This window comes from Streptomyces sp. NPDC044704 (assembly GCF_056433525.1).
The window spans coordinates 464,317-487,467 of record NZ_JBWKGY010000003.1; the positions used below are offsets into that span (position 1 = coordinate 464,317).

A 23,151-nucleotide genomic window follows, 5' to 3' on the forward strand; every position below is an offset into this window, starting at 1 on the left:
CAGTGACGCCACCCTCGTCACAGGACTTGACGGACGATCGGAGACCCCGTGTCGACAACAGCTGATGCCATCCGCTCCGCCGACGCGCACAGCGCGCACAACTACCACCCCCTGCCCGTCGTCGTCGCGTCGGCCGAGGGGGCGTGGATGACCGACGTCGAGGGCCGCAGGTTCCTGGACATGCTCGCCGGCTACTCGGCCCTCAACTTCGGCCACGGCAACCGGCGTCTGATCGATGCCGCCCGGGACCAGCTGGAGCGGGTCACCCTCACCTCCCGCGCCTTCCACCACGACCGCTTCGCCGACTTCTGTACGGAGCTCGCGGCGCTGTGCGGCAAGGAGATGGTGCTGCCCATGAACACGGGCGCGGAGGCCGTGGAGACGGCGGTGAAGACCGCCCGCAAGTGGGGCTACGAGGTCAAGGGCGTCCCGGACGGCCACGCCAAGATCGTGGTCGCCGCCGACAACTTCCACGGCCGGACCACCACCATCGTGTCCTTCTCCACGGACCACGACGCCCGCGACCACTTCGGCCCCTACACCCCCGGCTTCGAGATCGTCCCGTACGGGGACCTCACCGCGCTGGCCCACGCCGTCACCGAGAACACGGTCGCCGTACTGCTGGAGCCCATCCAGGGCGAGGCGGGGGTGCTGGTGCCGCCGGCCGGATACCTGACCGGCGTACGGGAACTGACGCGCGAGCGGAACGTCCTGTTCATGGCGGACGAGATCCAGTCGGGCCTCGGGCGGACCGGGAAGACCTTCGCCTGCGAGCACGAGGGGGTCGTCCCCGACGTGTACATCCTGGGCAAGGCGCTCGGCGGCGGTGTCGTACCGGTGTCCGCGGTGGTGGCCGACCGGGACGTCCTCGGGGTGTTCCGGCCCGGCGAGCACGGGTCCACCTTCGGCGGGAACCCGCTCGCCTGCGCGGTCGCCCTGGAGGTGGTGGCGATGCTGCGCTCGGGCGAGTACCAGCAGCGGGCCGCCGAACTCGGCGACCACCTGCACCGCGAGCTGAACCTGCTGGTCGGCGCCGGTGCGGTGACCGCCGTGCGCGGGCGCGGTCTGTGGGCCGGCGTGGACATCGACCCGGCCCGCGGGACGGGCCGGGAGATCTCCGAGAGGCTGATGGAGCTCGGCGTCCTGGTGAAGGACACCCACGGCTCCACGATCCGCATCGCACCGCCGCTGGTGATCTCCAAGGAGGACCTGGACTGGGGGCTGGACCAGCTCAGGACCGTCCTCGCCGGCTGACGGACGGAACGGTCAGAGGATGACGTGGGGCAGGAAGCGGGCGTACTCGTCCGTGACCGGCCCCGCCGATTCCCGGATGCCGAGCCCGGCCGCCTCCTCCTCGACGACCCACGCGCCGAGGACGACGCGGTTGCCGTCGAAGTCGGGCAGGGGTGCCAGGGCCTGGAAGACGTACGTCTCCCCCTCGGCCGGGACGAACGGCTCGCCGTCCTCGCCCGCCTCGTGGAGCGTGACCCCGGCGCCCTCGCGGCCCAGCAGCGGCTTGGCCACGTAGCCGGTGGAGTCCGCTCCGGCGAGTTCGCGCGGGCCGTCGAGGTAGGCGGGGAGCAGGTTCGGGTGCTCGGGGAACAGCTCCCACAGGACCGCCAGCAGCGCCTTGTTGGCGAGCAGCATCTTCCACACCGGCTCGATCCACACGGTGGTGCCGGAGCCGCCGCCCTGGTCGTAGGTGCCGAGCACCTGCGGCCCGAACTCGTCGGTGGCCAGCCATTCCCACGGGTAGAGCTTGAAGCAGGCGCGGATGAAGCGGAGCTTCTCGTCCACGAACCGGCCGGACAGGCTGTCCCAGCCGATCTGCTCCACCGACAGGTGGTGGGTCTCGATCCCGGCCTGCTGGGCGGTCTCCTGGAGGTAGGCGACCGTCATCAGGTCCTCGCCCAGCTCGTCCGTCTCGGAGTGCGCGAAGTGCAGCGGACCGGGCGGCAGCAGTTCGGCCTGGCGGCGCCAGGCGTCGACGAGGCGCTCGTGGAGGGAGTTCCACTGGTCGGCGCCGGGGAAGCGCTCCTCCATCCAGAACCACTGCGGGCTCGCCGCCTCCACCAGGGAGGTCGGCGTGTCGGCGTTGTACTCCAGCAGTTTGGCGGGGCTGCCGGACCCGTCGTAGCGCAGGTCGAAGCGGCCGTAGAGGGAGGGCTGCTCGGCGCGCCTGCGCCAGGACTCGGTGATGAGCGTGACCAGCTTCGGGTCGGTGATCCCGAGGTCCGCGAAGCGGTCCTGTTCGACGATGTGCGCGGCCGCGGCCAGGCACATGGCGTGCAGTTCCTCGACGACCCCCTCCAGCGCCTCGACCTCCGGGAGCGTGAAGGAGTAGTACGCGCTCTCGTCCCAGTAGGGGCGCAGGGAGTCGTCGGGGAAGCGGGTGAGGGGGTAGATCAGGCCCTGTTCCTCGACGGTCTTCTGCCAGTCGGGGCGGGGTTCGATGGTGTGGCGCTCCACGGGATCAGCCGCCGCTGGAGCCGGAGCCGCTGTGGCCGCCGATGCCGCCGCGGGTGACCGCCGACTTGTCGAAGCTGCCGCCGGCGACCTTGCCGGAGCTGACGTAGCCGCCGTAGTAGTACGAGCCGTGGCCGCCGCTCTTGCACTCCTTGCTGTTCAGGTGCTCCAGCGTGGAGCGGGACGCGCAGCGCCGGTCGGGCTCGTCGGAGCTTCCGCAGGCCACGAGGCTGGCGGCGAGCAGTCCCACGCCGCCCAGGGCGACCCCGCCCGACCGCATCCGGCGCCGGTTGGTGTTGCTGGTGTCCATGTGAATTTCGCTCCCCCTGTGTGGCGTGTGCTGCCGACGGCTGCCGACAGAGTAGAGCGGGGGCGCGGGGGGATGGAATCCGGCCGCCGTCACACCCTTGTCACGGTGGTGACCTAGAGTCGCTTCGTGCTGATTGGGATGATTTGCGCCCTGGGTGCGGCGGTCTGCTTCGGTACGGCGTCGGTCCTCCAGGCGGTGGCGGCCCGGTCGACGGCGCCGGGGACGGGGTCCGGCGTGGACACCGCGCTGTTCCTGCGGGCGGTCCGGCAGTGGCGGTACGTGGTGGGGCTGTGCCTGGACGGGGCCGGTTTCGTGCTCCAGATCGTGGCCCTGCGGCACATCCCGATCTACGCGGTGGGCGCGGCGATGGCCTCCAGCCTGGCGGTGACGGCCGTGGTGGCGGCGCGGCTGCTGCACGTACGGCTGTCGGGGCGGGAGTGGGGCGCGGTGGCCGTGGTGTGCGCGGGGCTGCTGATGCTGGGGCTGGCTTCCGGGGAGGAGGGGTCGGGCACCGGGCCGGCGGCGCTGGGGTGGGGGCTGCTGGTCGCGGCCGGGCTCGTCCTCCTGGTGGGGGCGGCGGCGGGGCGGCTGCCGGACGGCTCGCGCGCACTGGTGCTGGGGCTGGCGGCGGGGACGGGTTTCGGGGTGGTGGAGGTCGCGGTCCGGCTCATCGACTCCTTCGAGCCGGGCGAGTTGGCGAACCCGGCGCTCTACGCCCTGCTGCTGGGCGGGGCCGCCGGGTTCCTGCTGCTCACCTCCGCGCTCCAGCGGGGCTCGGTGACGGCGGCGACCGCCGGCCTGGTGCTGGGCGAGACGGTCGGCCCGGCGCTGGTGGGGGTGGCCTGGCTGGGCGACCGGACCCGCGAGGGGCTGGCCTGGCTGGCGGTCCTCGGCTTCGCCGTGGCGGTGGCGGGCGCGCTCACCCTCTCCCGCTTCGGCGAACCGCCGGCGCCGGAGCCCGGGGCTCCGGCGTAGGGGGCGCCCCGCCGGGCGCATCCGGCCCCGTTCATCCGGCCGGCCGCGCAACGGATGCCGCCCGCGTCCGGCCGGGGCAGGCTGCGGGCAAGGACAGCCACCACCGCACAGACGAGGACCCGTGCCATGTCCCACCTCCGGCGCATCGGCGTCATCACCGGGGCGGCAGCGCTGCTGCTCACCGCCACCGCCTGCTCGGGCCTCGGCCGGAGCACGGTCGGCACCCTCACCTTCCGCGGCCACGACTCGCCGCTCGAAGTGACCTACAGCAACACCCCGGTCAAGGGCTGCCACCGCATCAACGTGCCGCACGGCGCCACCCACGTCCACAACAACACCCTCGTCGACGTCGTGCTGTACCGGACGCCGGACTGCAAGGAGCTGGACCCGGAGGGCGGCATCTACGTCGCCACCACCCTCTCGAACGTCACCGCCCCCGACAGCCTGCCCTGGCGCAGCTTCAGCGTCATCCACTGACCGCCGGGCTCAGGGCAGGGCCGCCACCAGCGCCGCGAGCGCGGGGGCCCAGGCGCTGTCGGAGGGGGTGCCGTACCCCACCACCAGCGCCTCCCGTGCGGGCATGGCGGAGTCCGGGTGCCGGTAGCCCGCGAGCCCCTCCAGGGCCAGGTCCTGCCAGGCCGCGGCCTGCACCAGCGAGCGCTCCGTCCCCTCCGGGAGGTCCAGTACGGCGTGCAGCCCGGCCGCGATGCCGGAGACGGGGACCTTTCCGGCCAGGGCGGCCACCAGCTCGTCCCGGCGGCGCCGGTAGCGCAGCCGCATGCCGCGCACGTGCCGGTCGTAGGCCCCCGAGGTGACGAACCGCGCCAGCGTCAGCTGCTCCAGGGCGCTGGAGGTCCAGTCGGTGCGGCCCTTGGCCGCCAGTACCTCGTCCAGCAGGTCCGGCGGGACCACCATCCAGCCCATCCGCAGCGCCGGGGAGAGGGACTTGCTGGCCGTGCCCAGGTAGACCACCCGGTCCGGGTCGAGGCCCTGGAGCGCCCCGACGGGCTGGCGGTCGTAGCGGAACTCCCCGTCGTAGTCGTCCTCCAGGATCAGCCCGCCGGTCGTCCGCGCCCAGTCCACCGCCGCCGCCCGCCGGCCGGGGGTGAGGGCGGCGCCGGTCGGGAACTGGTGCGCGGGGGTGAGGAGCACGGCGCCGGTCCGGGACCCGAACCCGGGCAGGTCCGTGGTGCGGGCCCCGGCCCCGTCCAGCCACAGCGGCCGCGTCCCGAGACCGGCCCCGGTCAGCAGCTCGCGGTGGAGGTCCAGGCCGTACCCCTCCACCGCCACCTCCCGCACCCGCCGCTCCCGCAGCACCCGGCCCAGCAGCATCAGGGCGTGCGCGAAGCCGGCGCACAGCACGATCCGGTCGGGGTCCGCGTAGACCCCGCGCGCCCGCGCCAGGTAGCCGGCGAGCGCCTCGCGCAGCTCCACCCGGCCGCGGGGGTCCACCGCGTAGCCGAAGGCCTCGTTCGGGGCGTCGGTCAGCGCCCGCCGGGCCGCCGCGAGCCAGGCCGCACGGGGGAAACCCGCGAGGTCCGGCGAGCCGGGCAGCAGGCTGTACGCGGGCCCCCGGCGCGCGGGGCGGCGTACGCGGGCGGCGGCGGCCGCCCGGCGCGGCCGGGCCCGCTCGGCGACCCGGGTACCGGAGCCCTGCCGGGCCGTCAGCCAGCCCTCGGCGACGAGTTCGGCGTACGCCTCCGCGACCGTGTTGCGGGCGATCCCGAGGTCGGCCGCGAAGCTCCGGGAGGACGGCAGGCGGGTGCCGGGCGCGAGCCGTCCGCTGCGCGCGGACTCCCGCAGCGCCTCGGTGAGCGCGGCGCGCAGGCCGCGGCCCGCCGAGAGGTCGAGGTGCAGGTCGGCGCCGAAAGTGGCCCAGGATCCGGTCATGGATGTGGACCATACCGGCGGGCCGCCCGCTCCTTACGGTGGAGGCATGAGCAACCACACCCACACCACCGCACCGGCCGCCGAACACGCCCCCCGCATGCAGATGGCCAAGCTGGCCCCCGAGTTCTACAAGGCCGTCATCGGCCTGGAGATCGCCGCCAAGAAGGGCCTGGACCCGGCGCTCGTCGAGCTGGTCAAGATCCGCGCCTCGCAGGTCAACCACTGCGCCTTCTGCCTCGACATGCACACCAAGGACGCCCTCGCGGCGGGCGAGAGCGTCGAGCGCATCGTGCAGCTCACCGCCTGGGAGGAATCGCGGCACTTCTACACGGAGAAGGAGCTGGCGGCGATCGAACTGACCGAGGCCGTCACCGTCCTGACGGACGGCTTCGTGCCGGACGAGGTGTACGCGAAGGCCGCCGCGCACTTCGAGGAGGCCGAGCTGGCCCAGCTGATCGCCGTGATCGCGACGATCAACGTCTGGAACCGGATCGGCGTCACCACCCGTAGCGTCCCGGGGCACTACACCCCGGGCCAGTACAAGCAGGGCTGAGGCGGCGGACCCCGTTCACTCCGGCCGGAAGGACTCCAGGGCCGCCGTCAGGTGCGCCCGTACGGTCTCGGCGTCGGTGGCCGGACCGGCCGCGAGCAGGGCCCACCGCTCGCCGCCCGGCGTGGTGACGATCCGCTCCACGCCCCGGCGGCGGCCGTGGGACGCCGCGCTGTCGTACTCGTAGACCAGCTCGCAGGCACTGCCGTCGACCGGTTCGAGGGAGACCTGCCGGTAGCCGGGGTTCGCGTCGTCCAGGGTCTGCGAGGACAGCCGCAGCAGCTCGCACGCGCCCGTCGAGGCGGACTCGCCGACCCGGAAGATCTGGAGGAGCGCGCTGCGGTCGCCCGGCAGGCGGTAGAAGGATCCGCTGCCGGTCTCGTCGTGGCTGCGCTCCCAGCCCTCCGGGACGGCGACCGAGAAGCCCGCCTCGTTGCGCACCACGCTGTAACCGCCCGCGCTCGCCGACGGGCTCGCGCCGGCGCTCGGGCCGTCCGAACGGGTGGGGGGCACCGCGGACGCCGGGGGCGCCGACGGCTCCGGGGCGCCGGACGCCGAGACGGACGGGGCCGGGGCCGCGTCCTTCCCGTCGTCCCCCTGCCCGCTCAGTACGAACCACCCCGCCACACAGGCTCCGCCGACCACGGCGGCCACGGCGCCCGCCACCAGCGGCCCGCGCCGCGCCGACGGCCCGCCCGGCCTTGAGGACCGGGGCGGCATCGGCGGGGGCGGCGGCGGCTGCGGGGTCCAGGCCACGTACTCGGGCGGCGGCGGGGGCGGAAGGGACGGGAGTCCGGACCGCGGCGGGTCCGCGGGCCGCGGCCCCCACTCCCAGCGCTGCGACGGGGGGTTCTCCTGGGCGTCGTCACCGGCGGCCACGGCTCAGCCCCCCAACGACGCGAGGAGGACCCGGCGCAGTCGTGGGCCCGGCCGGCGTACCGCTCGGGGGCATCAGGGGCTCGGTCACCGGGTGACCTTATTTTCGGCTTACATCCACCCGACAGCCGAATTCACGCCAAAGCGCCCCGGCCAGGTTTGGCCGGGGCGCTCGGACGACAGCGGAAATCATCCGTCCGGGTGAACCGGACGGGCGGATCAGATCAGGCCGAGCTCGCGCACCGCGTCGCGCTCCTCGACGAGCTCCGCCACGGACGCGTCAATGCGCGCACGGGAGAACTCGTTGATGTCCAGGTTCTGGACGATCTCGTACTTGCCGTCCTTGGTGGTGACGGGGAAGGAGGAGATGATGCCCTCCGGGACGCCGTAGGAGCCGTCCGACGGGATGCCCATCGAGGTCCAGTCGCCCGCGGCGGTGCCGTTGACCCAGGTGTGCACGTGGTCGATGGCGGCGTTGGCGGCCGAGGCGGCCGAGGACGCGCCACGGGCCTCGATGATCGCGGCGCCGCGCTTGGCGACGGTCGGGATGAAGGTCTCGGCGAGCCACAGCTCGTCGCTGACGACCTCGGCGGCGTTCTTGCCGGCGATCTCCGCGTGGAAGATGTCCGGGTACTGGGTCGCCGAGTGGTTGCCCCAGATGGTCAGGCGCTTGATGTCGGAGACGTCGGCACCGGTCTTCGCGGCGAGCTGCGAGATCGCCCGGTTGTGGTCCAGACGGGTCATCGCGGTGAAGCGCTCGGCCGGTACGTCCGGGGCGGCGGCCTGCGCGATGAGCGCGTTGGTGTTGGCCGGGTTGCCGACGACGAGGACCTTGATGTCGTCCGCGGCGTGCGCGTTGATCGCGGCGCCCTGCGGCTTGAAGATGCCGCCGTTGGCGGAGAGCAGGTCACCGCGCTCCATGCCCTTGGTACGCGGGCGGGCGCCAACGAGCAGCGCGACGTTGGCGCCGTCGAAGCCCTGGTTCGGGTCGTCGAAGATGTCGATGCCCTTGAGGAGCGGGAAGGCGCAGTCGTCGAGCTCCATGGCGGTGCCCTCGGCGGCCTTCATGCCCTGGGGGATCTCCAGGAGGCGGAGCTTGACCGGCACGTCCGCGCCGAGCAGGTGGCCGGAGGCGATGCGGAAGAGCAGCGCGTAGCCGATCTGGCCGGCAGCGCCGGTCACGGTGACATTCACGGGAGTGCGGGTCATGGCCTTCTCCGTTAGACAGCTGGCGGTGGGGCGTCCCTGCCCCATGTGCTGGGCCCCAAGTGCTGGGAGGACGCCGCTTCGCAGCCTGTGAATCTTGACGTGAAGAGACATCCGCCGTCAGGCTATCCGACCCGCGGGGCCCCCAACCCCCGGACCCCTGTGGTCCACGGCACACGGGCCCCGTTTTCGGGCCGCTCCACCGCTCCTCCGCCCCGCCACCGCCCCGCCACCGCTACTCGACGCGGAAGACCTCGCCCGTCCGGTGCCCCTCCACGGACCGGACGTAGGCGTTCGCCGCGCGGGCGACCGGGACGGGATCGCATCCCGCGAAGGTGTCCCCGTACGCGTCCATGGACTCGGTGAAGACGGTCGGGCTGACCGCGTTGATCCGCTGGCGGCCGGGGAGCTCGATCGCGGCGGCCCGTACGAAGGCCTCGACCGCGCCGTTGACGAGGGAGGCCACCGATCCCGTGAGCAGCGGCTCGCGCGCCAGGATCCCGGTGATCAGGGTGAACGAGGCGTGCGCGGGCAGCCGCGGGGCGCCCTGGCGGACCAGCTCGATCTGGCTGACGGCCTTGCCCTCCAGTCCGGCGCGGACGTCCTCGACGGTGAGCTCCCCGAGCGGCCGCCACGGCACGCTGCCCGCCGCGCAGGCCACCGCGTCCACGGCACCCACGGCGTCGTACATCGCCCGGACCGATTCCGGGTCGGTGATGTCGACGTGGACGTCCGCGTCCGTGCGGGAGGCCGTGACGACCGCGTGGCCGCGCCCGCGCAGGGCGTCGAGCACCGCCCGGCCGAGCGTTCCGTTCGCCCCGACGAGGAGGACCTTCTTGCCGTTCGCGGTGTCCGCGGTGTCCGCGGTGTCCGTGGTGTGCAGCGTGTTCATGGACCGAGCATCCCCGCCCGGCAACCGTGAAGTCCAGCTACCTCTCCTACACGGACCATTAAGCTGAACTCATGCTTGACGTGAAGCGGATGGTCATCCTCAGGGACCTGGCGGAGCACGGGAAGGTGACCGTCGTCGCCGACCTGCACCGGGTCACCCCCTCCGCCGTCTCCCAGCAGCTGCGCGCCCTGGAGGCCGAGGCCGGCGCCCCCCTCGTCGAGCGGGAGGGCCGCGGACTGCGGCTCACCCCCGCCGGAACGGCCCTGGCCGCCGCCTGCGAGCCGGTCCTCGCGGCCCTGGAACGGGCCGAGGGCGCCGTACGGGCCCTCGACGACGGCCCCGTCGGGGACCTGCTCGTCGGCTGCGCCCCGAGCGCGCTGGCGACGGTGGCCGCCCCGCTGCTCGCCGCGCTCGCCGCACGCCACCCCGGGCTGCGGCCGCGCATCGTGCAGGCCGATCCCGAGGACGCCCTGCCGCTGCTGCGGCAGCGCCGGCTGGACGTGGCGGTGACGTACGCGTACCCGCTGCTCGGCGCACCTCCCGCGAGCGGCACCACGGCGGTGCCCCTCTTCGACGACCCGCTGTGCCTGGCGGTGCCCCGGGAGCTCCTGCCCGCGTACGGGAGGCAGGGGCTGGCGGCGCTGCGGGAGGCCGACTGGGTCTCGGCGCCCGCCCCGAGCAGCTGCCGGGAGATGCTCGTGCACGCCTGCCGCAACGCCGGTTTCACCCCGCGCGTCGCGCACGAGTGCGCGGACCTGCGGGCCGGGCTGTGGCTGGTCGCCACCGGGCGGGCCGTGTCGATCCTGCCGAAGCTGCTGTGCGACGCGCCGCCGCCCGGCACGGCGGTGGTGGAGCTGCCGGGCCGGGGGCGGGTCCTGGAGGCGCAGGTCAGGGCGGGGACGGAGACCCGGCCCGCGATCGCGGCGGCCCTCGGCGCCCTGACGCGCCTGGGAACACGGTGACGCGTCCCAGCGCACGGTGACGCGACTCAGCGCACGGTGACGCCTCTCAACGCACGGTGAAGCGGACCGCGCTCTCCAGGAACGGGATCTCCAGCAGCGGCTTGGGCCCGATGACCAGCGCGAGCAGTGTGATCGCCACGCCCAGCAGCCCGTACGTGACCATGTCCGTGAAGCGGGAGCGCACCGCGAGCATGCCCACCGACGGCAGCAGGCGCCGCAGCACCGAGGCCGCGATCAGGGCGATGCCGATCACCAGGCAGCCCGCGCGCGGATGGCCCGTCGCCGTGGCCAGCAGCCCGACCGCGGTGGCGGCCAGGACGCTGAGCATCGGCCACTGACGCGCCGGCGCGGACACGGCCCCGGGGATGGCACGGCCGCCGCCCTCGGGACGGGCCGTGTCCTGGGTGACGGCGGGGAACCGCCGGGACCTGGCCGCGGCGCCGGCAGCCGTGCCGGGACCACCCGGGTCCCCGGCCCGGGCCGGGCGCGCGGGCCCCGGCGTCCCCGGCGTCTCCGGCCCCGGGGGCGCGGGCACGTCGGCCCCGGCGCCGTCGGCCCCGGGCGCCGGTACCGGCCCGGCCGCCCCGGGCTCCTCCGGTTCCGTGCCCGCGTCCGGGCGCTCCGGCCCCGGCTGCCCTTCGGCGGCCGGGCCCGTGGCGTCCGCGTCCGCGTTCGCGTCCTGCTCAGCCCGCACTGGTGATCCGTTCCGCCGCCTCGACGACGTTCACCAGCAGCTGGGCGCGGGTCATCGGGCCGACGCCTCCCGGGTTCGGGGAGATCCAGCCCGCCACCTCGGCGACGCCCGGGTGGACGTCCCCGACGATCTTGCCGTTCTCGTCACGGCTGACGCCGACGTCGAGCACCGCCGCGCCCGGCTTCACGTCCTCCGGCTTCACCAGGTGCGGAACGCCCGCCGCCGCGACGACGATGTCCGCCTGGCGCAGCAGCCCGGAGAGGTCGCGCGTACCGGTGTGGCACAGGGTCACGGTGGCGTTCTCGGACTTGCGGGTGAGCAGCAGCCCGATGGACCGGCCGACGGTGATGCCGCGGCCGAGGACGACCACGTGCGCACCGTTGATCTCGACCCCGTGGTGGCGCAGCAGCTCGACGATGCCGTACGGGGTGCAGGGCAGCGGGCCCGGCTCGTTCAGCACCAGGCGGCCCAGCGACATGGGGTGCAGGCCGTCGGCGTCCTTGGCCGGGTCCATCAGTTCGAGGACGCGGTTGGTGTCGATTCCCTTGGGGAGCGGGAGTTGGACGATGTAGCCGGTGCAGTGCGGATCGGCGTTGAGCTCCCGGACGACCTGCTCGATGTCCTCCTGGGAAGCCGTGGCGGGCAGTTCGCGCTGGATGGAGGCGATGCCCACCTCGGCGCAGTCCTTGTGCTTTCCGTTGACGTACCAGCGGCTGCCCGGATCGTCGCCGACGAGCAGGGTGCCGAGGCCGGGGGTGATCCCCCGGGCCTTCAGCGCCGCCACTCGGGCGGTCAGTTCGGACTTGATCGCGGCTGCGGTGGCCTTGCCATCGAGAATCTGGGCGGTCATGCGGCCATCCTCCCGGATGGAGTGGCCCCGGTTCCAGTCAAGGCGCTCGGCGGGGTCCACCGTTGATTGCACTTGCACAACAAGTCAGGGGGGCCGTGCGAACCAACTGGACAAGCCGTGGTCACCCCGACGACGATGCAACGACCAGAGTGCCGCGGGCAGTGCCGGGGGGCGGACCGCTAGTTCCAGAGTTCCTCCGCGCGTGTTGCCGTGCGTCCCCGCACTTCCACGGAGGAACCACCCAAGATGAGCTTCGGCGACCCGAACAACCCGTACGGACAGCAGCCCCAGGCCCCGCAGGGCCAGCCCGGCTACGGCTACCCGCAGCAGGCCCCCCAGGGCGTCCCGGCGCAGGGCGGCTACGCCTACCCGCAGGGCACCCCGGGCGGCGCCTACCCGGGCGCGCCGGTCACGATGCCCGGTGGTGTCAAGGCCGCCCGCGTCATGCTCTGGGTCATCGCCGGCCTCCAGATCGTCGGCATCGGCGTCCTGTTCGCCGCGATCGCCCTGATCCAGCAGCTGAAGGACGACCCGGAGCTGCAGGGCAACGCGCAGTTCGAGGACATGGCCAAGCTCGGCTCCGGTGTCCTGTACGCGCTGATCGCCCTGGCCGTGGTCTACATGGTCGCGTCGATCGTGCTGGCCATCAAGATCGGCAAGGGCGGCAACGGCGTCCGCATCGGCATCATCGTGTACGCGGCCCTCGGCATCCTGCTGAGCCTGTACCCCTTCTTCCCGCTCAGCCTGGTGCACCTGGTGCTGCTGATCCTGGCCCTCGTCTTCGTGGCGAAGTCGGACGGCTCGGCCTGGTTCAACCGCCAGCGCTGATCCACGGCCCGTACGTCGAAGGCCGCGTCCCGCAGTGCGGGGCGCGGCCTTCGTCGTACGGGGACCGGGACGGTCAGTGGAAGAAGTGGCGGGTGCCGGTGAAGTACATGGTCACGCCCGCCTTCTTCGCGGCCTCGACGACCTGCTCGTCACGGACCGAACCGCCCGGCTGGACGACGGCCTTGACGCCCGCGGCGGTCAGGATCTCCAGCCCGTCCGGGAACGGGAAGAAGGCGTCGGAGGCGGCGTACGAACCCTGGGCGCGCTCGGCACCCGCCCGCTCGACGGCCAGCTTCGCCGAGTCGACGCGGTTGACCTGCCCCATGCCGACGCCGACCGAGGCGCCGTCCTTGGCGAGCAGGATCGCGTTGGACTTGACGGCGCGGCAGGCCTTCCACGCGAAGGCGAGGTCGGCGAGTTCGGCCGGGGACAGGGCGTCACCGGTGGCCAGGGTCCAGTTCGCCGGGTCGTCGCCCTCGGCCTGGAAGAGGTCGCTCTGCTGGAGCAGCGCGCCGCCGCTGACGGGCTTGAGGTCGCCCGGCTGGTGCGGGGTCCCGTCCACCTTCAGGACGCGGATGTTCTTCTTCTTGGCCAGGATCTCGACCGCGCCGTCCTCGTAGGCGGGCGCGGCGATGACCTCGGTGAAGATCTCCGCGACCTGCTCGGCGAGCTCGACGGTCACCGGGCGGTTCACGGCGATGACGCCGCCGAAGGCCGACAGCGGGTCGCAGGCGTGCGCCTTGCGGTGGGCCGCGGCCACGTCGGTGTCCACGGCGATCCCGCACGGGTTGGCGTGCTTGATGATCGCGACGCAGGGCTCGTCGTGGTCGTAGGCGGCCCGGCGGGCGGCCTCCGTGTCCACGTAGTTGTTGAAGGACATCTCCTTGCCGTGCAGCTGCTCGGCGTTGGCGAGCCCGCCCGGCTGCCCGTCCGTGTACAGCGCGGCGGCCTGGTGCGGGTTCTCGCCGTAGCGCAGGGTCGACTTGCGCTCCCAGGCGCCGGCCAGGAACTCGGGCAGCGCCGCGTCCTCGGACTCGGGCGCGTACGCGTTCGTGAACCAGGAGGCCACGGCCACGTCGTAGGCGGCCGTGTGCTGGAAGGCCTCGGCCGCGAGCCGCTTGCGGGCGGTCAGGTCGAAGCCGCCGTTCTTCGCCGCGTCGAGGACGTCGGCGTAGCGGGCGGGGCTGGTGACGACGGCGACCGAGGGGTGGTTCTTGGCGGCGGCGCGGACCATCGAGGGGCCGCCGATGTCGATCTGCTCCACGCACTCGTCCGGGGTGGCACCCGACTGGACGGTCGCGAGGAAGGGGTAGAGGTTGACGACGACCAGGTCGAAGGGCTCGACGCCCAGCTCGGCCAGCTGGTTGCGGTGGTCCTCCAGGCGCAGGTCGGCGAGGATGCCGGCGTGCACGCGCGGGTGCAGGGTCTTGACCCGGCCGTCGAGGCACTCGGGGAAGCCGGTGAGCTCCTCGACCTTGGTGACGGGCACCCCGGCCGCGGCGATCTTCGACGCGGTGGAGCCGGTGGAGACGAGCGCGACGCCCGCCTCGTGCAGGCCGCGGGCCAGCTCTTCCAGTCCCGTCTTGTCGTAGACGCTGACGAGCGCACGACGGATCGGCCGCTGGGTCGTGGTCGGTTCGTTGCTGTTCGCGCTGTCTGCGGTCTCTACGCGCTCTGCGGCGGTCACTGGATTGTTACCTTTCGTCCCTCAATGCGGTAGCCGTGCCGGGCCAGGCGCCCCACGACGTCGACGAGCAGCTGACGCTCGACTTCCTTGATCCGCTCGTGCAGAGCGGCTTCGTCCTCCCCGTCCCGGACCTCCACGACACCCTGGGCGATGATCGGCCCGGTGTCCACGCCGCCGTCCACGAAGTGGACCGTGCAGCCGGTGACCTTCGCGCCGTAGGCGAGGGCGTCCCGTACGCCGTGCGCGCCGGGGAAGGCGGGGAGGAGGGCGGGGTGGGTGTTGATGAACCGGCCGCCGAAACGGTCGATGAAGCTCTTCCCGACGATCTTCATGAACCCGGCGGACACCACGAGGTCCGGCGCGTGGGCGGCGGTCGCGGCTGTGAGGGCGGCGTCCCACTCCTCACGGCTGGCGTGGGCCTTGACGGGGCACACGAAGGTGGGGATCCCGGCCTTCTCCGCCCGTTCCAGGCCGGCGATGTTCTCGCGGTCCGCGCCGACGGCGACGACCTCGGCGCCGAATCCCTCGGCTCCGCCGGGATGGGCTTCGATGGCGTCGAGCAGGGCCTGGAGGTTGGTGCCGGAGCCGGAGACCAGCACGACCAGGCGGGAGGCGGGCATGGGAGGCCCTTTCTTACGGGAATGCCGTTGTTCGTCTTGTGTGGTCGTACGAAACTACGACGTGCCGACTCATGGGCAACCGTACGAAGCCACCGACCGCCTGCAACGATACCTGTACACCCGACCGCCCCCGAGGGACGGGGGGACGGGCGAGCGGTAGCGTCTGGCATACAAGCCGCGCACGCCGCGGAGCGCGCCGCAGGGCGCGGCACGCGCCGCGACCACGACACAGGGGAAGTAACGCACTCGATGCCGGACCGCCGTCAGCCCGACTCCTCGACCGACGACAACCCCTTCGCGGCGCCCCCCGAGGGCCGGCCCGACCAGCCGTGGAAGCCGCGCGGCGGCGCCCCCGGCGGCGGCCCCGGCCCCGGCGGAGGTCCGGGCGGCGGCCCCGGGGGCCCCGGCCAGGGACCCGGGCAGGGACCCGGAGGCGGTCCGGGCGGCGGCCCCGAGAGCGGTCCGGCGCGCTGGGACCCGATGGACCCGGTCCAGCGGCGGGCCCGGTACGCGCTGCTGGCGGGCATGTGGGGCTTCTTCTTCGGCATTTTCGGGATCCCGTCGATGGGCCTCCTGCTGGGCGCGCTCGCCATGTACTGGGGCATCAGCGCACTGCGGGGCCGCCCCGCGACCGACGCCGAGAAGGCCTCGGCGGCGGTGGCCGGCACCCCGCCGAAGCCGGACGGCCTGGCCGCCCTCGGCCCCGCGGCCCGCCCGCAGCGGGCGGCGGCGGTCAGCGGCCTGGTGACGGCCTCGCTGGCGCTGCTCCTCGCGGCGAGCTCGTACGCCCTGCAGATCGCGTACAAGGACTTCTACGTCTGCCGCGACGACGCCCTGACCCGCACGGCGGAACTCCAGTGCAACACCCTGCTCCCGGACAACGTCGTGGGTGACGTCCTCAAGGTCCAACGCTGACCCGTGGGCGCCGCGATCAGGATCTTCAGGCTCTTCCGCTACCAGCCGTGCGGACACGAGCTGCTCGTACGCGTCGCCCGGCCGGCCGCCCCGAACGCCGCCCAGGGGGCGCTGGACGCCGCCGACGACGAAGCCGACTCGGCGACGGAACGTCTCCGCACCCGGTGGGAGCAGCGGCACCTGCGGTCCGCGTGCCCGCACCGGCACACGTCGAGCCTGGTCGCCGAGATGCAGGAGGAACCGGTCGGGGAGGACCTCTTCGGCCCGGGCGGCCGCCTGCTCGGGGTCTGGGTGGCGGGGACGAAGTACGGCGCGCCGTGGGTGGTCCTCGGAACCGCGCCGACCGAAGACGGGTTCTGGCACCGGGTCCAGGACGACCCCGCCCTCCTCGGCCTCGGCCCCCTGGCGCCCGCCGAACTGCACCACGTCCATTTCCTCACCACCGAGGACGGCCCCTCACCCCGCCCGTCCTGACGGGACGCCCCACGGCGGCCGCCACCGCCCGACCGGGATCGGGCCCCGAGGGGCCCGACCCCTCCGCCCGCGCACCGACCCCCGGCCACCCGCGACCGCGTGACGCCCCTGGGCCGCGCCGGTCGCCCGGGTCGCGCCGACCGGCCGGACGCGGCCGGTGCCGTGGACCGCAACGCCCGCCCGGCCGTCCGGGTTCGGAACCCCGAGGGGCCCGGCACCGGAGCCGGCCCCCGGCCACCCGCAACCGCGTGACGCCCCTGGGCCGCGCCGGTCGCGCCGACCGTGCCGACCTGCCGGACGCGGCCGGTGCCGTGGACCGCAACGCCCGCCCGGCCTGATCGGGCTCCCCCCTCGCACGGGCGTGAGCGCCCGGGGCGCGAGGCCGGAGCGGAGGCATCCCTCGGGCCCCGCCGCACGCCCGGCGGGAGTTCACGGACTCCCCCTGGGCCGTCCCTGGGCCCGGAGCGCCGGGCTCCACCGATCACAGGCGCGTGAACGGCCGGGGGGCGCCGACGGCACCGGGGGTGCCCCGCCCGGAGCCCGGTCGAAGCGGTCACGGCGGGCTCGGACACCGGCTCCCGGGGGCCCGGCGGACGCGGCCCGGGGGCCGGGCAGGTCCCGGTACCGAAACACGGGCGGGCCCGGGCCACCGGCGCAGGGGACGGCGACGCGAGTGCCTGGTGCGGCGCCCCGCACAGCGGAGGGGACGCCCGAGTACGGGACCCCCTCGGACGCCCCGACGACGCGGCGTCGCGGACGCCCTCCAGGGGGCCGGGCCGCCGGACGCCCCCGACCACCCGCGCGGGAGCGGCCGGGGGCGCGGGGCCGTCAGTCCTCGGGGGGCCGGCGCGACAGGATCCGGGCGCCCGCCACCGGGGGCAGCAGGGGTGCCGAGGGGGCCGCGACCGTACGGGCCGGGGACGCGAGCGGACCGGCCGCCGGGTCAGCGGCAGCCCGGTGCTCCGTCTGCACCGGCCGCACCGCCACCGGGTCCGAGGGCTCCGGTGCCCGGAGCGCCGGGACCGGCCCCGGGGTCAGGGGCGGAGCGGGCGCCGGGGCCGGGGGCACGGGCCACCCGGGGGAAGGCGGCGCGGTAGGGGCCTGGTCCCGGGGCTGCGCCTGGGCCCGGAACGAAGCCGCCGCCGGGACTGCGGGCGAACCCGGGGCCGGGGCCGCGCCCGGGGCAGGCTGAGGCCGGGGCGGGGGCTGCGCCGCAGGTGCGCGGCGGGACGGTGTCGGCGGAACCAGGGGCTGGGACGCGTTGCGGAGGGCCGCCCAGCGGAGTTCCCGTACGCCCGAGTCGTGCCAGGTGTCCCCCGCCGCCTCGGCGGCCGCCCCCCGGGCCGGCCGCGTCCGCCACGCGTGCACCCCGACCGCCAACGGCACCGCCAGCGCCAGCGTCCACGCCGCCGCCGCACCCCCGACCGCCCACCACACGGGCCCGAAGCTCGCCAGCGCCGCCGTTCCCATCGGGCCGCCGGACACCGCCGCCAGACCGGCCATCGCCAGCCCGCACACCAGCGCACCCAGCGCCGCCGTCAGCGCGGTCTCCCCGTACGAGACCTCCCGGGCCCGCCGTACCGCGAACCATCCCACCGCCAGCCCGGCGGCCACCGGAACCCCGGCCGCCGCCCACGTCACCGGCGTCCCCGGCCCCTCCGGCGGCAGCGCCGCCAGCAGCGGGAACCTCGGCAGCGCCGCCGCGCCGTCGAAGCCGAGCGGGGTCGCCGTCGCGCCCGCGCCCAGCGCGAAGCCGGGACCGAGCCCGTAGGCCGCACCCCACACCATCGCGTTCGGGATCAGCGCCAACGCCAGCAGCAGGACCGCGAACCGCCCCGACCACACCCCGGTCAGCGTCAGGAACGACGACTGCACCTCCGCCCCGTGCCACGCCAGCGAGGCCCCCACGAGCAGGGTGCCGCCGCCCAGCAGGACCAGGACCCCGGCCGCCCCGGAGCGCAGCGCCAGCGCGTAGCGGGGGCGCGTGACGGCCTTCCGCACGCTCCTCGGAACCCAGTCGGGCAGCGGCCCCAGCGGCCGCCCCTTGGCGGTCCACACCCCGACGGCGGCGGCGAGCACCGCCACCAGGGGCAGGTGCCAGGCGGCGCTGAGCGGATCGGCCGGCATCGGCCCGCCCGCCGCGTACACCGTGGCCAGCGCCCCCACGGTGAGGTAGCCGCAGGTCACCGCGGAGAACACGGCGCCGGCCGGCAGCACCTCCTCCCCGTCCGCCCCGGCCGCGTCCCCGGAGGCGCTGCCGAGGCGGGCCGCCCGCCGCATCAGCAGGACGGGCAGCGCCACCAGCAGCAACGGCGTCACGCCCACGGGTGCGGGCACCCCGGAGAGGGTTTCGTAGCGGACGAGCTCCGTCCCGTGGGCCATCAGCCACAGGCCGGCGGCGAGGTGCAGCGCACCGCCCGGGCCGCTGTCCGGATAGGGGGAACTGATCCACAGCACGATCACGAGCACGGCGAGGAAGCCGAGCCCCAGTCCGGCGGCCACGGCGCCGCCCAGCACGCAGGCGGCGGCCGCCGGAGAACGGCGCCGCACACCGGGGCGCGGGGCCGCCGGCAACGGGGTCCCGAGTTCGGTCACTTGGGTCACCCCGCCATGGTGCCAACGACACGCGCTATGGGCGGGTAACAGGCGAATGCCCGTGGTGTCGCTCAATATACGTTTATGTACTTTTTCGCCCAAGGCTGCCGGGTCGCGGGGAGTGTGGCATGACACAAGGCGTCGATACGACCTCCGGCTCGGAACTGGGCCTGCCCTCACCCAAGGAGCGCCGCAGGCTCCGCGAGGCGGGCGAACTGACCCACGAGGAGGTCGCGGAGGCCCTGGGGGTCACCGCGGCCACGGTCCGCTCCTGGGAGTCGGGCCGTACCGAACCGCGCGGGCGCAAGCGCGAGGTGTACGCCGAGATCCTGGCCCGTCTGGCGGCGGTCGACGCCGTCCTGGCGGCGGACCCGCCCGACGCGCGCCGCGTCGCGACCGCACCGCCGCACCCCCCGGAACCCCCCGCACCGCCCGGGCGCGCCCCGGCCGCCCCCTTCGCCGGCTGGGCGCCGCGTTCCACCGGCGGCGTACGGGCCTCCGCCGCCGGGGGCCAGGGCCGGCCCGCGGGGTCGGGCACCCGGCCCAAGGCGGCGGCCAAACGGGCCGCCAAGCCTCCGGCCGGCGCGGCCCGCCACGAGACGAAGGCCCCCGTCCGGACCGGAGGCGGCAGTTCCGCCGGCGGCCCGCCGCCCTCGCCCCCGCCGTCCGCTCCACCCCCGGCCGCCCGGCCGGCCACCCCGCCCGCGGACGCGCCCGGACCCGCCGACGCGCCCGGACCGGCGGCGCCAGCCGGGGCACCCCCCAGCACGCCCGCGAACCCGGGATCCGGAAGCCAGGCATCCGGGCCGCGGGCGCCCGAGCCCCACACCGCCGACGCCCCGGCCCCCGAAGCCCGGACCCTTGCCCACCCGGCCCCTGACGCCCCGGCATCTGAGGCAGCGGCACCTGACACCGCAGAACCTGACGCGCCGGAACCTGACATCCCGGCACCCGAAGCCGAAGCGCCCGAGGCCGGTGCACCTGAAGCCGGTGCACCCGAACCGCACCCGCTCGAACCGCACCCCCTCGAACCGCAGCCGCCCGAGGCCCGGGCGGCGGAGGCGGACCGGTCGGGGGTGCTCGGCCCCGTCCAGGCCTTCGACTCCCTCTACGCCTACGCCGCCCCCGCCTTCATCCGGCAGGCCTACCTGCTGACGGCCCGCCGCGCCCTCGCCCACGAGGCGGTGGAGCGGGCCTTCCAGCAGGCCTGGGACCGCTGGCCCGAGGTGGCGGTCGACCCCGACCCGGTCGGCTGGGTGCGCGCGGCCGTGTACGAGTACGCCCTCTCGCCCTGGCACCGGTTCCGCCGCGCCCACCGGCACCCCGACAAACCGCCGGCCGAGCCCGCCGACCGGATCGTGCTCGACGCGCTGCTCGCGCTGCCCCCGGTGCACCGCCGGACCGTACTGCTCTACGACGGCGTCGGCCTCGACCTGCCCGACACCGCCGCCGAGACGGAGGCGAGCACCCCGACCACGGGGAACCGCCTGCTCAACGCCCACGCCGAGCTCTCGGGCCGGATCCCCGAGATGGCCGGCCTGCCGCCGGAGGAACAGTCCGCCCTGCTGCGCGAACGGCTCGGCGCGGTCGTGCCCTCCGTACGGCTGGAGCCGCGCCCGGCGGCCGTCGTGCGCGCCGCCGGGGAGAACCGCGGCCGGCGCTGGACCCGGGCCGGGCTCGTCATGACCGCGCTGATCGCCGTGGCGACGGCCTACACCACCGCGACGGCGCCGAGGGAGTACGAGCCCCCGGCCTCGCCCGCGCGGAGCGTGACCGGCGTCCCGCCGCACAGCGGCCCCCAGCGGCTCACCGAGCAGAGCCGGGAACTCCAGGACAAGCTGCGCGCCGATCCTGCGGCCGGGCCCGCACGGGTGTCGCCCAGTACGGAATGAGGAACGGGCGTGGCCCGCACCCCGAGGGGTGCGGGCCACGCCCGTGCTGTCCCGCTGCCGTCCGTCCGTACGCCGGTGCGCGCCCGTACGTCCGTCCGGCGACCGGTTACTTGGCGGCGTTCAGGATCTCGCGCGCCAGCTTCGCGGTCTCGGTCGGCGTCTTTCCGACCTTCACGCCCGCGGCCTCGAGGGCTTCCTTCTTGGCCTGTGCGGTGCCGGAAGAACCGGAGACGATGGCGCCGGCGTGGCCCATGGTCTTGCCCTCGGGGGCGGTGAAGCCCGCGACGTAGCCGACGACCGGCTTGGTGACGTTCTTCGCGATGAAGTCCGCCGCACGCTCCTCGGCGTCGCCGCCGATCTCGCCGATCATGACGATGAGCTCGGTGTCCGGGTCGGCCTCGAAGGCCTCCAGGGCGTCGATGTGCGTGGTGCCGATGACCGGGTCGCCACCGATGCCGACGGCGGAGGTGAAGCCGATGTCGCGCAGCTCGTACATCATCTGGTAGGTCAGCGTGCCCGACTTGGACACGAGACCGATCTTGCCGGGCTTGGTGATGTCGCCCGGGATGATGCCGGCGTTGGACTGGCCGGGGGTGATCAGACCCGGGCAGTTCGGGCCGATGATCCGGGTCTTGTTGCCCTTGGCGGTCGCGTACGCCCAGAAGGCGGCGGAGTCGTGCACCGCGATGCCCTCGGTGATGACGACGGCCAGCGGGATCTCGGCGTCGATGGCCTCGACGACGGCGGCCTTGGCGAAGGCCGGCGGGACGAAGAGGACGGAGACGTTGGCGCCCGTCTTCTCCATCGCCTCGGCGACGGAACCGAAGACCGGGACCTCGGTGCCGTCGAAGTCGACGGTGGTGCCGGCCTTGCGCGGGTTCACGCCGCCGACGATGTTGGTGCCGTCAGCCAGCATCAGCTTGGTGTGCTTCATGCCCGTGGCACCGGTCATGCCCTGGACGATGACCTTGCTGTCCTTGTTGAGGAAGATAGCCATGTGAGTCTGTGACCTCTGCCCTTACTTCGCAGCCGCGAGCTCGGCGGCCTTGTCGGCCGCGCCGTCCATGGTGTCCACGCGCTGCACCAGCGGGTGGTTGGCGTCCGACAGGATCTTGCGACCCAGCTCGGCGTTGTTGCCGTCGAGGCGGACGACGAGCGGCTTGGTGACCGCCTCGCCCTTGTCCGCGAGCAGCTGGAGCGCCTGGACGATGCCGTTGGCGACCTCGTCACACGCGGTGATGCCACCGAAGACGTTGACGAACACGGACTTGACGTCCGGGTCGCCGAGGATGATCTCGAGGCCGTTGGCCATGACGGCGGCGGAGGCGCCACCGCCGATGTCGAGGAAGTTGGCGGGCTTGACGCCACCGTGGTTCTCACCGGCGTACGCGACGACGTCGAGGGTGCTCATGACGAGACCCGCGCCGTTGCCGATGATGCCGACCTCACCGTCGAGCTTCACGTAGTTGAGGTTCTTCGCCTTGGCGGCGGCCTCGAGCGGGTTCGCGGCCGCGTGGTCCACGAACTCCTCGTGACCCGGCTGGCGGAACTCGGCGTTCTCGTCGAGGGAGACCTTGCCGTCGAGCGCGATGATGTCGCCGTTGGCGACCTTCGCGAGCGGGTTGACCTCGACGAGGAGCGCGTCCTCGGCGATGAAGGTGGCCCACAGGGTCACGAGGACCTCGGCGACCTTCTCGGCGACCTCGGCCGGGAACTTCGCCAGGGCGACGATCTCGCGGGCCTTCTCGATGGTGACGCCCTCGTTGGCGTTGACCGGGACCTTCGCGAGGGCCTCGGGGGTCTTCTCCGCGACCTCCTCGATGTCCATGCCGCCCTGCACCGAGGCCATCGCCAGGAAGGTGCGGTTGGTCCGGTCGAGGAGGTACGAGACGTAGTACTCCTCGAGGATCTCGGGAGCGGTCTCGGCGATCATCACCTTGTGGACCGTGTGGCCCTTGATGTCCATGCCCAGGATGTCCGTCGCACGGGCGACGGCCTCGTCCGGGGTGGCGGCGAGCTTGACGCCGCCGGCCTTGCCGCGGCCGCCGACCTTCACCTGCGCCTTGACTACCGACTTGCCGCCCAGCTTCTCGGTGGCCTCGCGAGCCGCCTCAGGCGTGTCGATGACTTCACCGGCCAGCACCGGTACACCGTGCTTGGCGAAGAGGTCCCTCGCCTGGTACTCGAACAGGTCCACGCGCGTCCGTCCCTTGTCTTCAAAGATTCGCAGTGATTCGCGGTTGTCTGCTATCTGCGTGGGCGTGCCGCGGAGGGCAACGTGACGGCGCTGTCACAGGGGAGGCGCACACGGTGACCGTGGACGCGGCATGTCCGTCCCGCAGGTTATCCCCGGGGGGCGTAGGTCCCTAAATCGCAGATCACACCTGAGCGGTGATACCTGTCACAGATCGCCTCACGGTTGAACTGCGTCTTCGTGTGATCTGCCGATTTACGGCCGCGTTCCCCGGG

At 74.1% G+C, this 23,151-nt stretch carries 22 protein-coding genes; 9 read left to right on the plus strand and 13 right to left on the minus strand.

Annotation, left to right across the window (positions count from 1 at the left end; translation table 11 throughout):
* Nucleotides 1-48 precede the first annotated feature (48 nt).
* A complete protein-coding gene (rocD, locus tag AC07B0_RS09655; RefSeq protein ID WP_356870840.1) occupies nucleotides 49-1,254 on the plus strand; it encodes an ornithine--oxo-acid transaminase in 1,206 nt (401 codons plus the stop codon).
* A 12-nt stretch (nucleotides 1,255-1,266) separates the two neighbouring features.
* Here rocD and AC07B0_RS09660 read toward each other — a convergent pair whose 3' ends face one another.
* Nucleotides 1,267-2,469 carry a glutathionylspermidine synthase family protein gene (locus tag AC07B0_RS09660; protein ID WP_356870842.1) on the minus strand — a complete coding sequence of 401 codons (1,203 nt, stop codon included), beginning with the start codon at nucleotides 2,467-2,469 and terminating at the stop codon, nucleotides 1,267-1,269.
* A 4-nt stretch (nucleotides 2,470-2,473) separates the two neighbouring features.
* Entirely contained in the window at nucleotides 2,474-2,776 is a 303-nt protein-coding gene (locus tag AC07B0_RS09665; protein WP_356870844.1) for a hypothetical protein, read from the minus strand.
* Nucleotides 2,777-2,914: 138 nt separating this feature from the next.
* Between AC07B0_RS09665 and AC07B0_RS09670 the strand changes: the two genes are divergently transcribed.
* The gene (locus AC07B0_RS09670) at nucleotides 2,915-3,751 is read left to right on the plus strand and encodes a DMT family transporter (RefSeq protein ID WP_356871144.1); all 837 of its coding nucleotides are present in this window, start codon (nucleotides 2,915-2,917) and stop codon (nucleotides 3,749-3,751) included.
* 126 nt (nucleotides 3,752-3,877) lie between these two features.
* Entirely contained in the window at nucleotides 3,878-4,228 is a 351-nt protein-coding gene (locus tag AC07B0_RS09675; RefSeq protein WP_356870846.1) for a hypothetical protein, read from the plus strand.
* Between the two features lie 9 nt (nucleotides 4,229-4,237).
* On the opposite strand, the gene pdxR is transcribed toward AC07B0_RS09675, so the two are convergent.
* Nucleotides 4,238-5,641, minus strand: coding sequence for a MocR-like pyridoxine biosynthesis transcription factor PdxR (pdxR, locus tag AC07B0_RS09680; protein WP_478897486.1), 1,404 nt, complete (start codon nucleotides 5,639-5,641; stop codon nucleotides 4,238-4,240).
* Between the two features lie 46 nt (nucleotides 5,642-5,687).
* On the opposite strand from pdxR, the gene AC07B0_RS09685 reads away from it, so the two are divergent.
* Nucleotides 5,688-6,194, plus strand: a complete 507-nt coding sequence (locus tag AC07B0_RS09685; protein ID WP_356870850.1) for a carboxymuconolactone decarboxylase family protein — start codon at nucleotides 5,688-5,690, stop codon at nucleotides 6,192-6,194.
* Between the two features lie 15 nt (nucleotides 6,195-6,209).
* On the opposite strand, the gene AC07B0_RS09690 is transcribed toward AC07B0_RS09685, so the two are convergent.
* The 3 genes from AC07B0_RS09690 to AC07B0_RS09700 all read right to left on the minus strand — a co-directional run bounded on the left by AC07B0_RS09690 (nucleotide 6,210) and on the right by AC07B0_RS09700 (nucleotide 9,165).
* Nucleotides 6,210-7,070 (minus strand): hypothetical protein, encoded by an 861-nt coding sequence (locus AC07B0_RS09690; RefSeq protein ID WP_478897488.1) that lies wholly within the window; start codon nucleotides 7,068-7,070, stop codon nucleotides 6,210-6,212.
* A 216-nt stretch (nucleotides 7,071-7,286) separates the two neighbouring features.
* The gene (locus tag AC07B0_RS09695; RefSeq protein WP_356870853.1) at nucleotides 7,287-8,276 is read right to left on the minus strand and encodes a malate dehydrogenase; all 990 of its coding nucleotides are present in this window, start codon (nucleotides 8,274-8,276) and stop codon (nucleotides 7,287-7,289) included.
* A gap of 232 nt (nucleotides 8,277-8,508) precedes the next feature.
* Nucleotides 8,509-9,165: a short chain dehydrogenase gene (locus AC07B0_RS09700; RefSeq protein ID WP_478897490.1), complete on the minus strand. Its 657-nt coding sequence runs from the start codon at nucleotides 9,163-9,165 to the stop codon at nucleotides 8,509-8,511.
* A gap of 71 nt (nucleotides 9,166-9,236) precedes the next feature.
* Between AC07B0_RS09700 and AC07B0_RS09705 the strand changes: the two genes are divergently transcribed.
* The gene (locus AC07B0_RS09705) at nucleotides 9,237-10,127 is read left to right on the plus strand and encodes a LysR family transcriptional regulator (RefSeq protein ID WP_356870857.1); all 891 of its coding nucleotides are present in this window, start codon (nucleotides 9,237-9,239) and stop codon (nucleotides 10,125-10,127) included.
* Nucleotides 10,128-10,173: 46 nt separating this feature from the next.
* Here the strand turns inward: AC07B0_RS09705 and AC07B0_RS09710 are convergent, their stop codons facing one another.
* On the minus strand, nucleotides 10,174-10,821 hold the full coding sequence (locus AC07B0_RS09710; protein WP_478897493.1) for a DUF3017 domain-containing protein: 648 nt from the start codon (nucleotides 10,819-10,821) through the stop codon (nucleotides 10,174-10,176).
* Nucleotides 10,811-11,671 (minus strand): bifunctional methylenetetrahydrofolate dehydrogenase/methenyltetrahydrofolate cyclohydrolase, encoded by an 861-nt coding sequence (locus AC07B0_RS09715; protein WP_356870861.1) that lies wholly within the window; start codon nucleotides 11,669-11,671, stop codon nucleotides 10,811-10,813. Before AC07B0_RS09715 ends, AC07B0_RS09710 begins: the two co-directional genes overlap by 11 nt.
* Nucleotides 11,672-11,917: 246 nt before the next feature.
* Here AC07B0_RS09715 and AC07B0_RS09720 point away from each other — a divergent pair, with 246 nt between their 5' ends.
* Nucleotides 11,918-12,499, plus strand: coding sequence for a hypothetical protein (locus AC07B0_RS09720; RefSeq protein ID WP_478863512.1), 582 nt, complete (start codon nucleotides 11,918-11,920; stop codon nucleotides 12,497-12,499).
* Nucleotides 12,500-12,572: 73 nt separating this feature from the next.
* Here AC07B0_RS09720 and purH read toward each other — a convergent pair whose 3' ends face one another.
* Both purH and purN read right to left on the minus strand, forming a co-directional pair.
* A complete protein-coding gene (purH, locus tag AC07B0_RS09725) occupies nucleotides 12,573-14,186 on the minus strand; it encodes a bifunctional phosphoribosylaminoimidazolecarboxamide formyltransferase/IMP cyclohydrolase (protein WP_467289913.1) in 1,614 nt (537 codons plus the stop codon).
* Nucleotides 14,183-14,806, minus strand: a complete 624-nt coding sequence (purN, locus tag AC07B0_RS09730) for a phosphoribosylglycinamide formyltransferase (protein WP_356870865.1) — start codon at nucleotides 14,804-14,806, stop codon at nucleotides 14,183-14,185. The genes purH and purN overlap by 4 nt, the downstream gene beginning before the upstream one ends.
* A 249-nt stretch (nucleotides 14,807-15,055) precedes the next feature.
* Here purN and AC07B0_RS09735 point away from each other — a divergent pair, with 249 nt between their 5' ends.
* Together AC07B0_RS09735 and AC07B0_RS09740 are read left to right on the plus strand one after the other, a co-directional pair.
* Complete coding sequence (locus AC07B0_RS09735; protein WP_478897495.1) at nucleotides 15,056-15,721, plus strand: hypothetical protein; 666 nt, start codon at nucleotides 15,056-15,058, stop codon at nucleotides 15,719-15,721.
* 3 nt (nucleotides 15,722-15,724) lie between these two features.
* Complete coding sequence (locus AC07B0_RS09740; protein ID WP_356870869.1) at nucleotides 15,725-16,195, plus strand: hypothetical protein; 471 nt, start codon at nucleotides 15,725-15,727, stop codon at nucleotides 16,193-16,195.
* A gap of 828 nt (nucleotides 16,196-17,023) precedes the next feature.
* Here the strand turns inward: AC07B0_RS09740 and AC07B0_RS09745 are convergent.
* Nucleotides 17,024-18,799, minus strand: coding sequence for a cell division protein PerM (locus AC07B0_RS09745; protein WP_469376450.1), 1,776 nt, complete (start codon nucleotides 18,797-18,799; stop codon nucleotides 17,024-17,026).
* 119 nt (nucleotides 18,800-18,918) lie between these two features.
* Between AC07B0_RS09745 and AC07B0_RS09750 the strand changes: the two genes are divergently transcribed.
* On the plus strand, nucleotides 18,919-20,682 hold the full coding sequence (locus tag AC07B0_RS09750) for a helix-turn-helix domain-containing protein (protein ID WP_469376449.1): 1,764 nt from the start codon (nucleotides 18,919-18,921) through the stop codon (nucleotides 20,680-20,682).
* A 106-nt stretch (nucleotides 20,683-20,788) separates the two neighbouring features.
* Here AC07B0_RS09750 and sucD read toward each other — a convergent pair whose 3' ends face one another.
* The gene (gene sucD, locus AC07B0_RS09755) at nucleotides 20,789-21,679 is read right to left on the minus strand and encodes a succinate--CoA ligase subunit alpha (RefSeq protein ID WP_356870875.1); all 891 of its coding nucleotides are present in this window, start codon (nucleotides 21,677-21,679) and stop codon (nucleotides 20,789-20,791) included.
* Between the two features lie 21 nt (nucleotides 21,680-21,700).
* The gene (gene sucC / locus AC07B0_RS09760) at nucleotides 21,701-22,879 is read right to left on the minus strand and encodes an ADP-forming succinate--CoA ligase subunit beta (protein WP_356870877.1); all 1,179 of its coding nucleotides are present in this window, start codon (nucleotides 22,877-22,879) and stop codon (nucleotides 21,701-21,703) included.
* Between the last annotated feature and the right edge of the window lie 272 nt (nucleotides 22,880-23,151).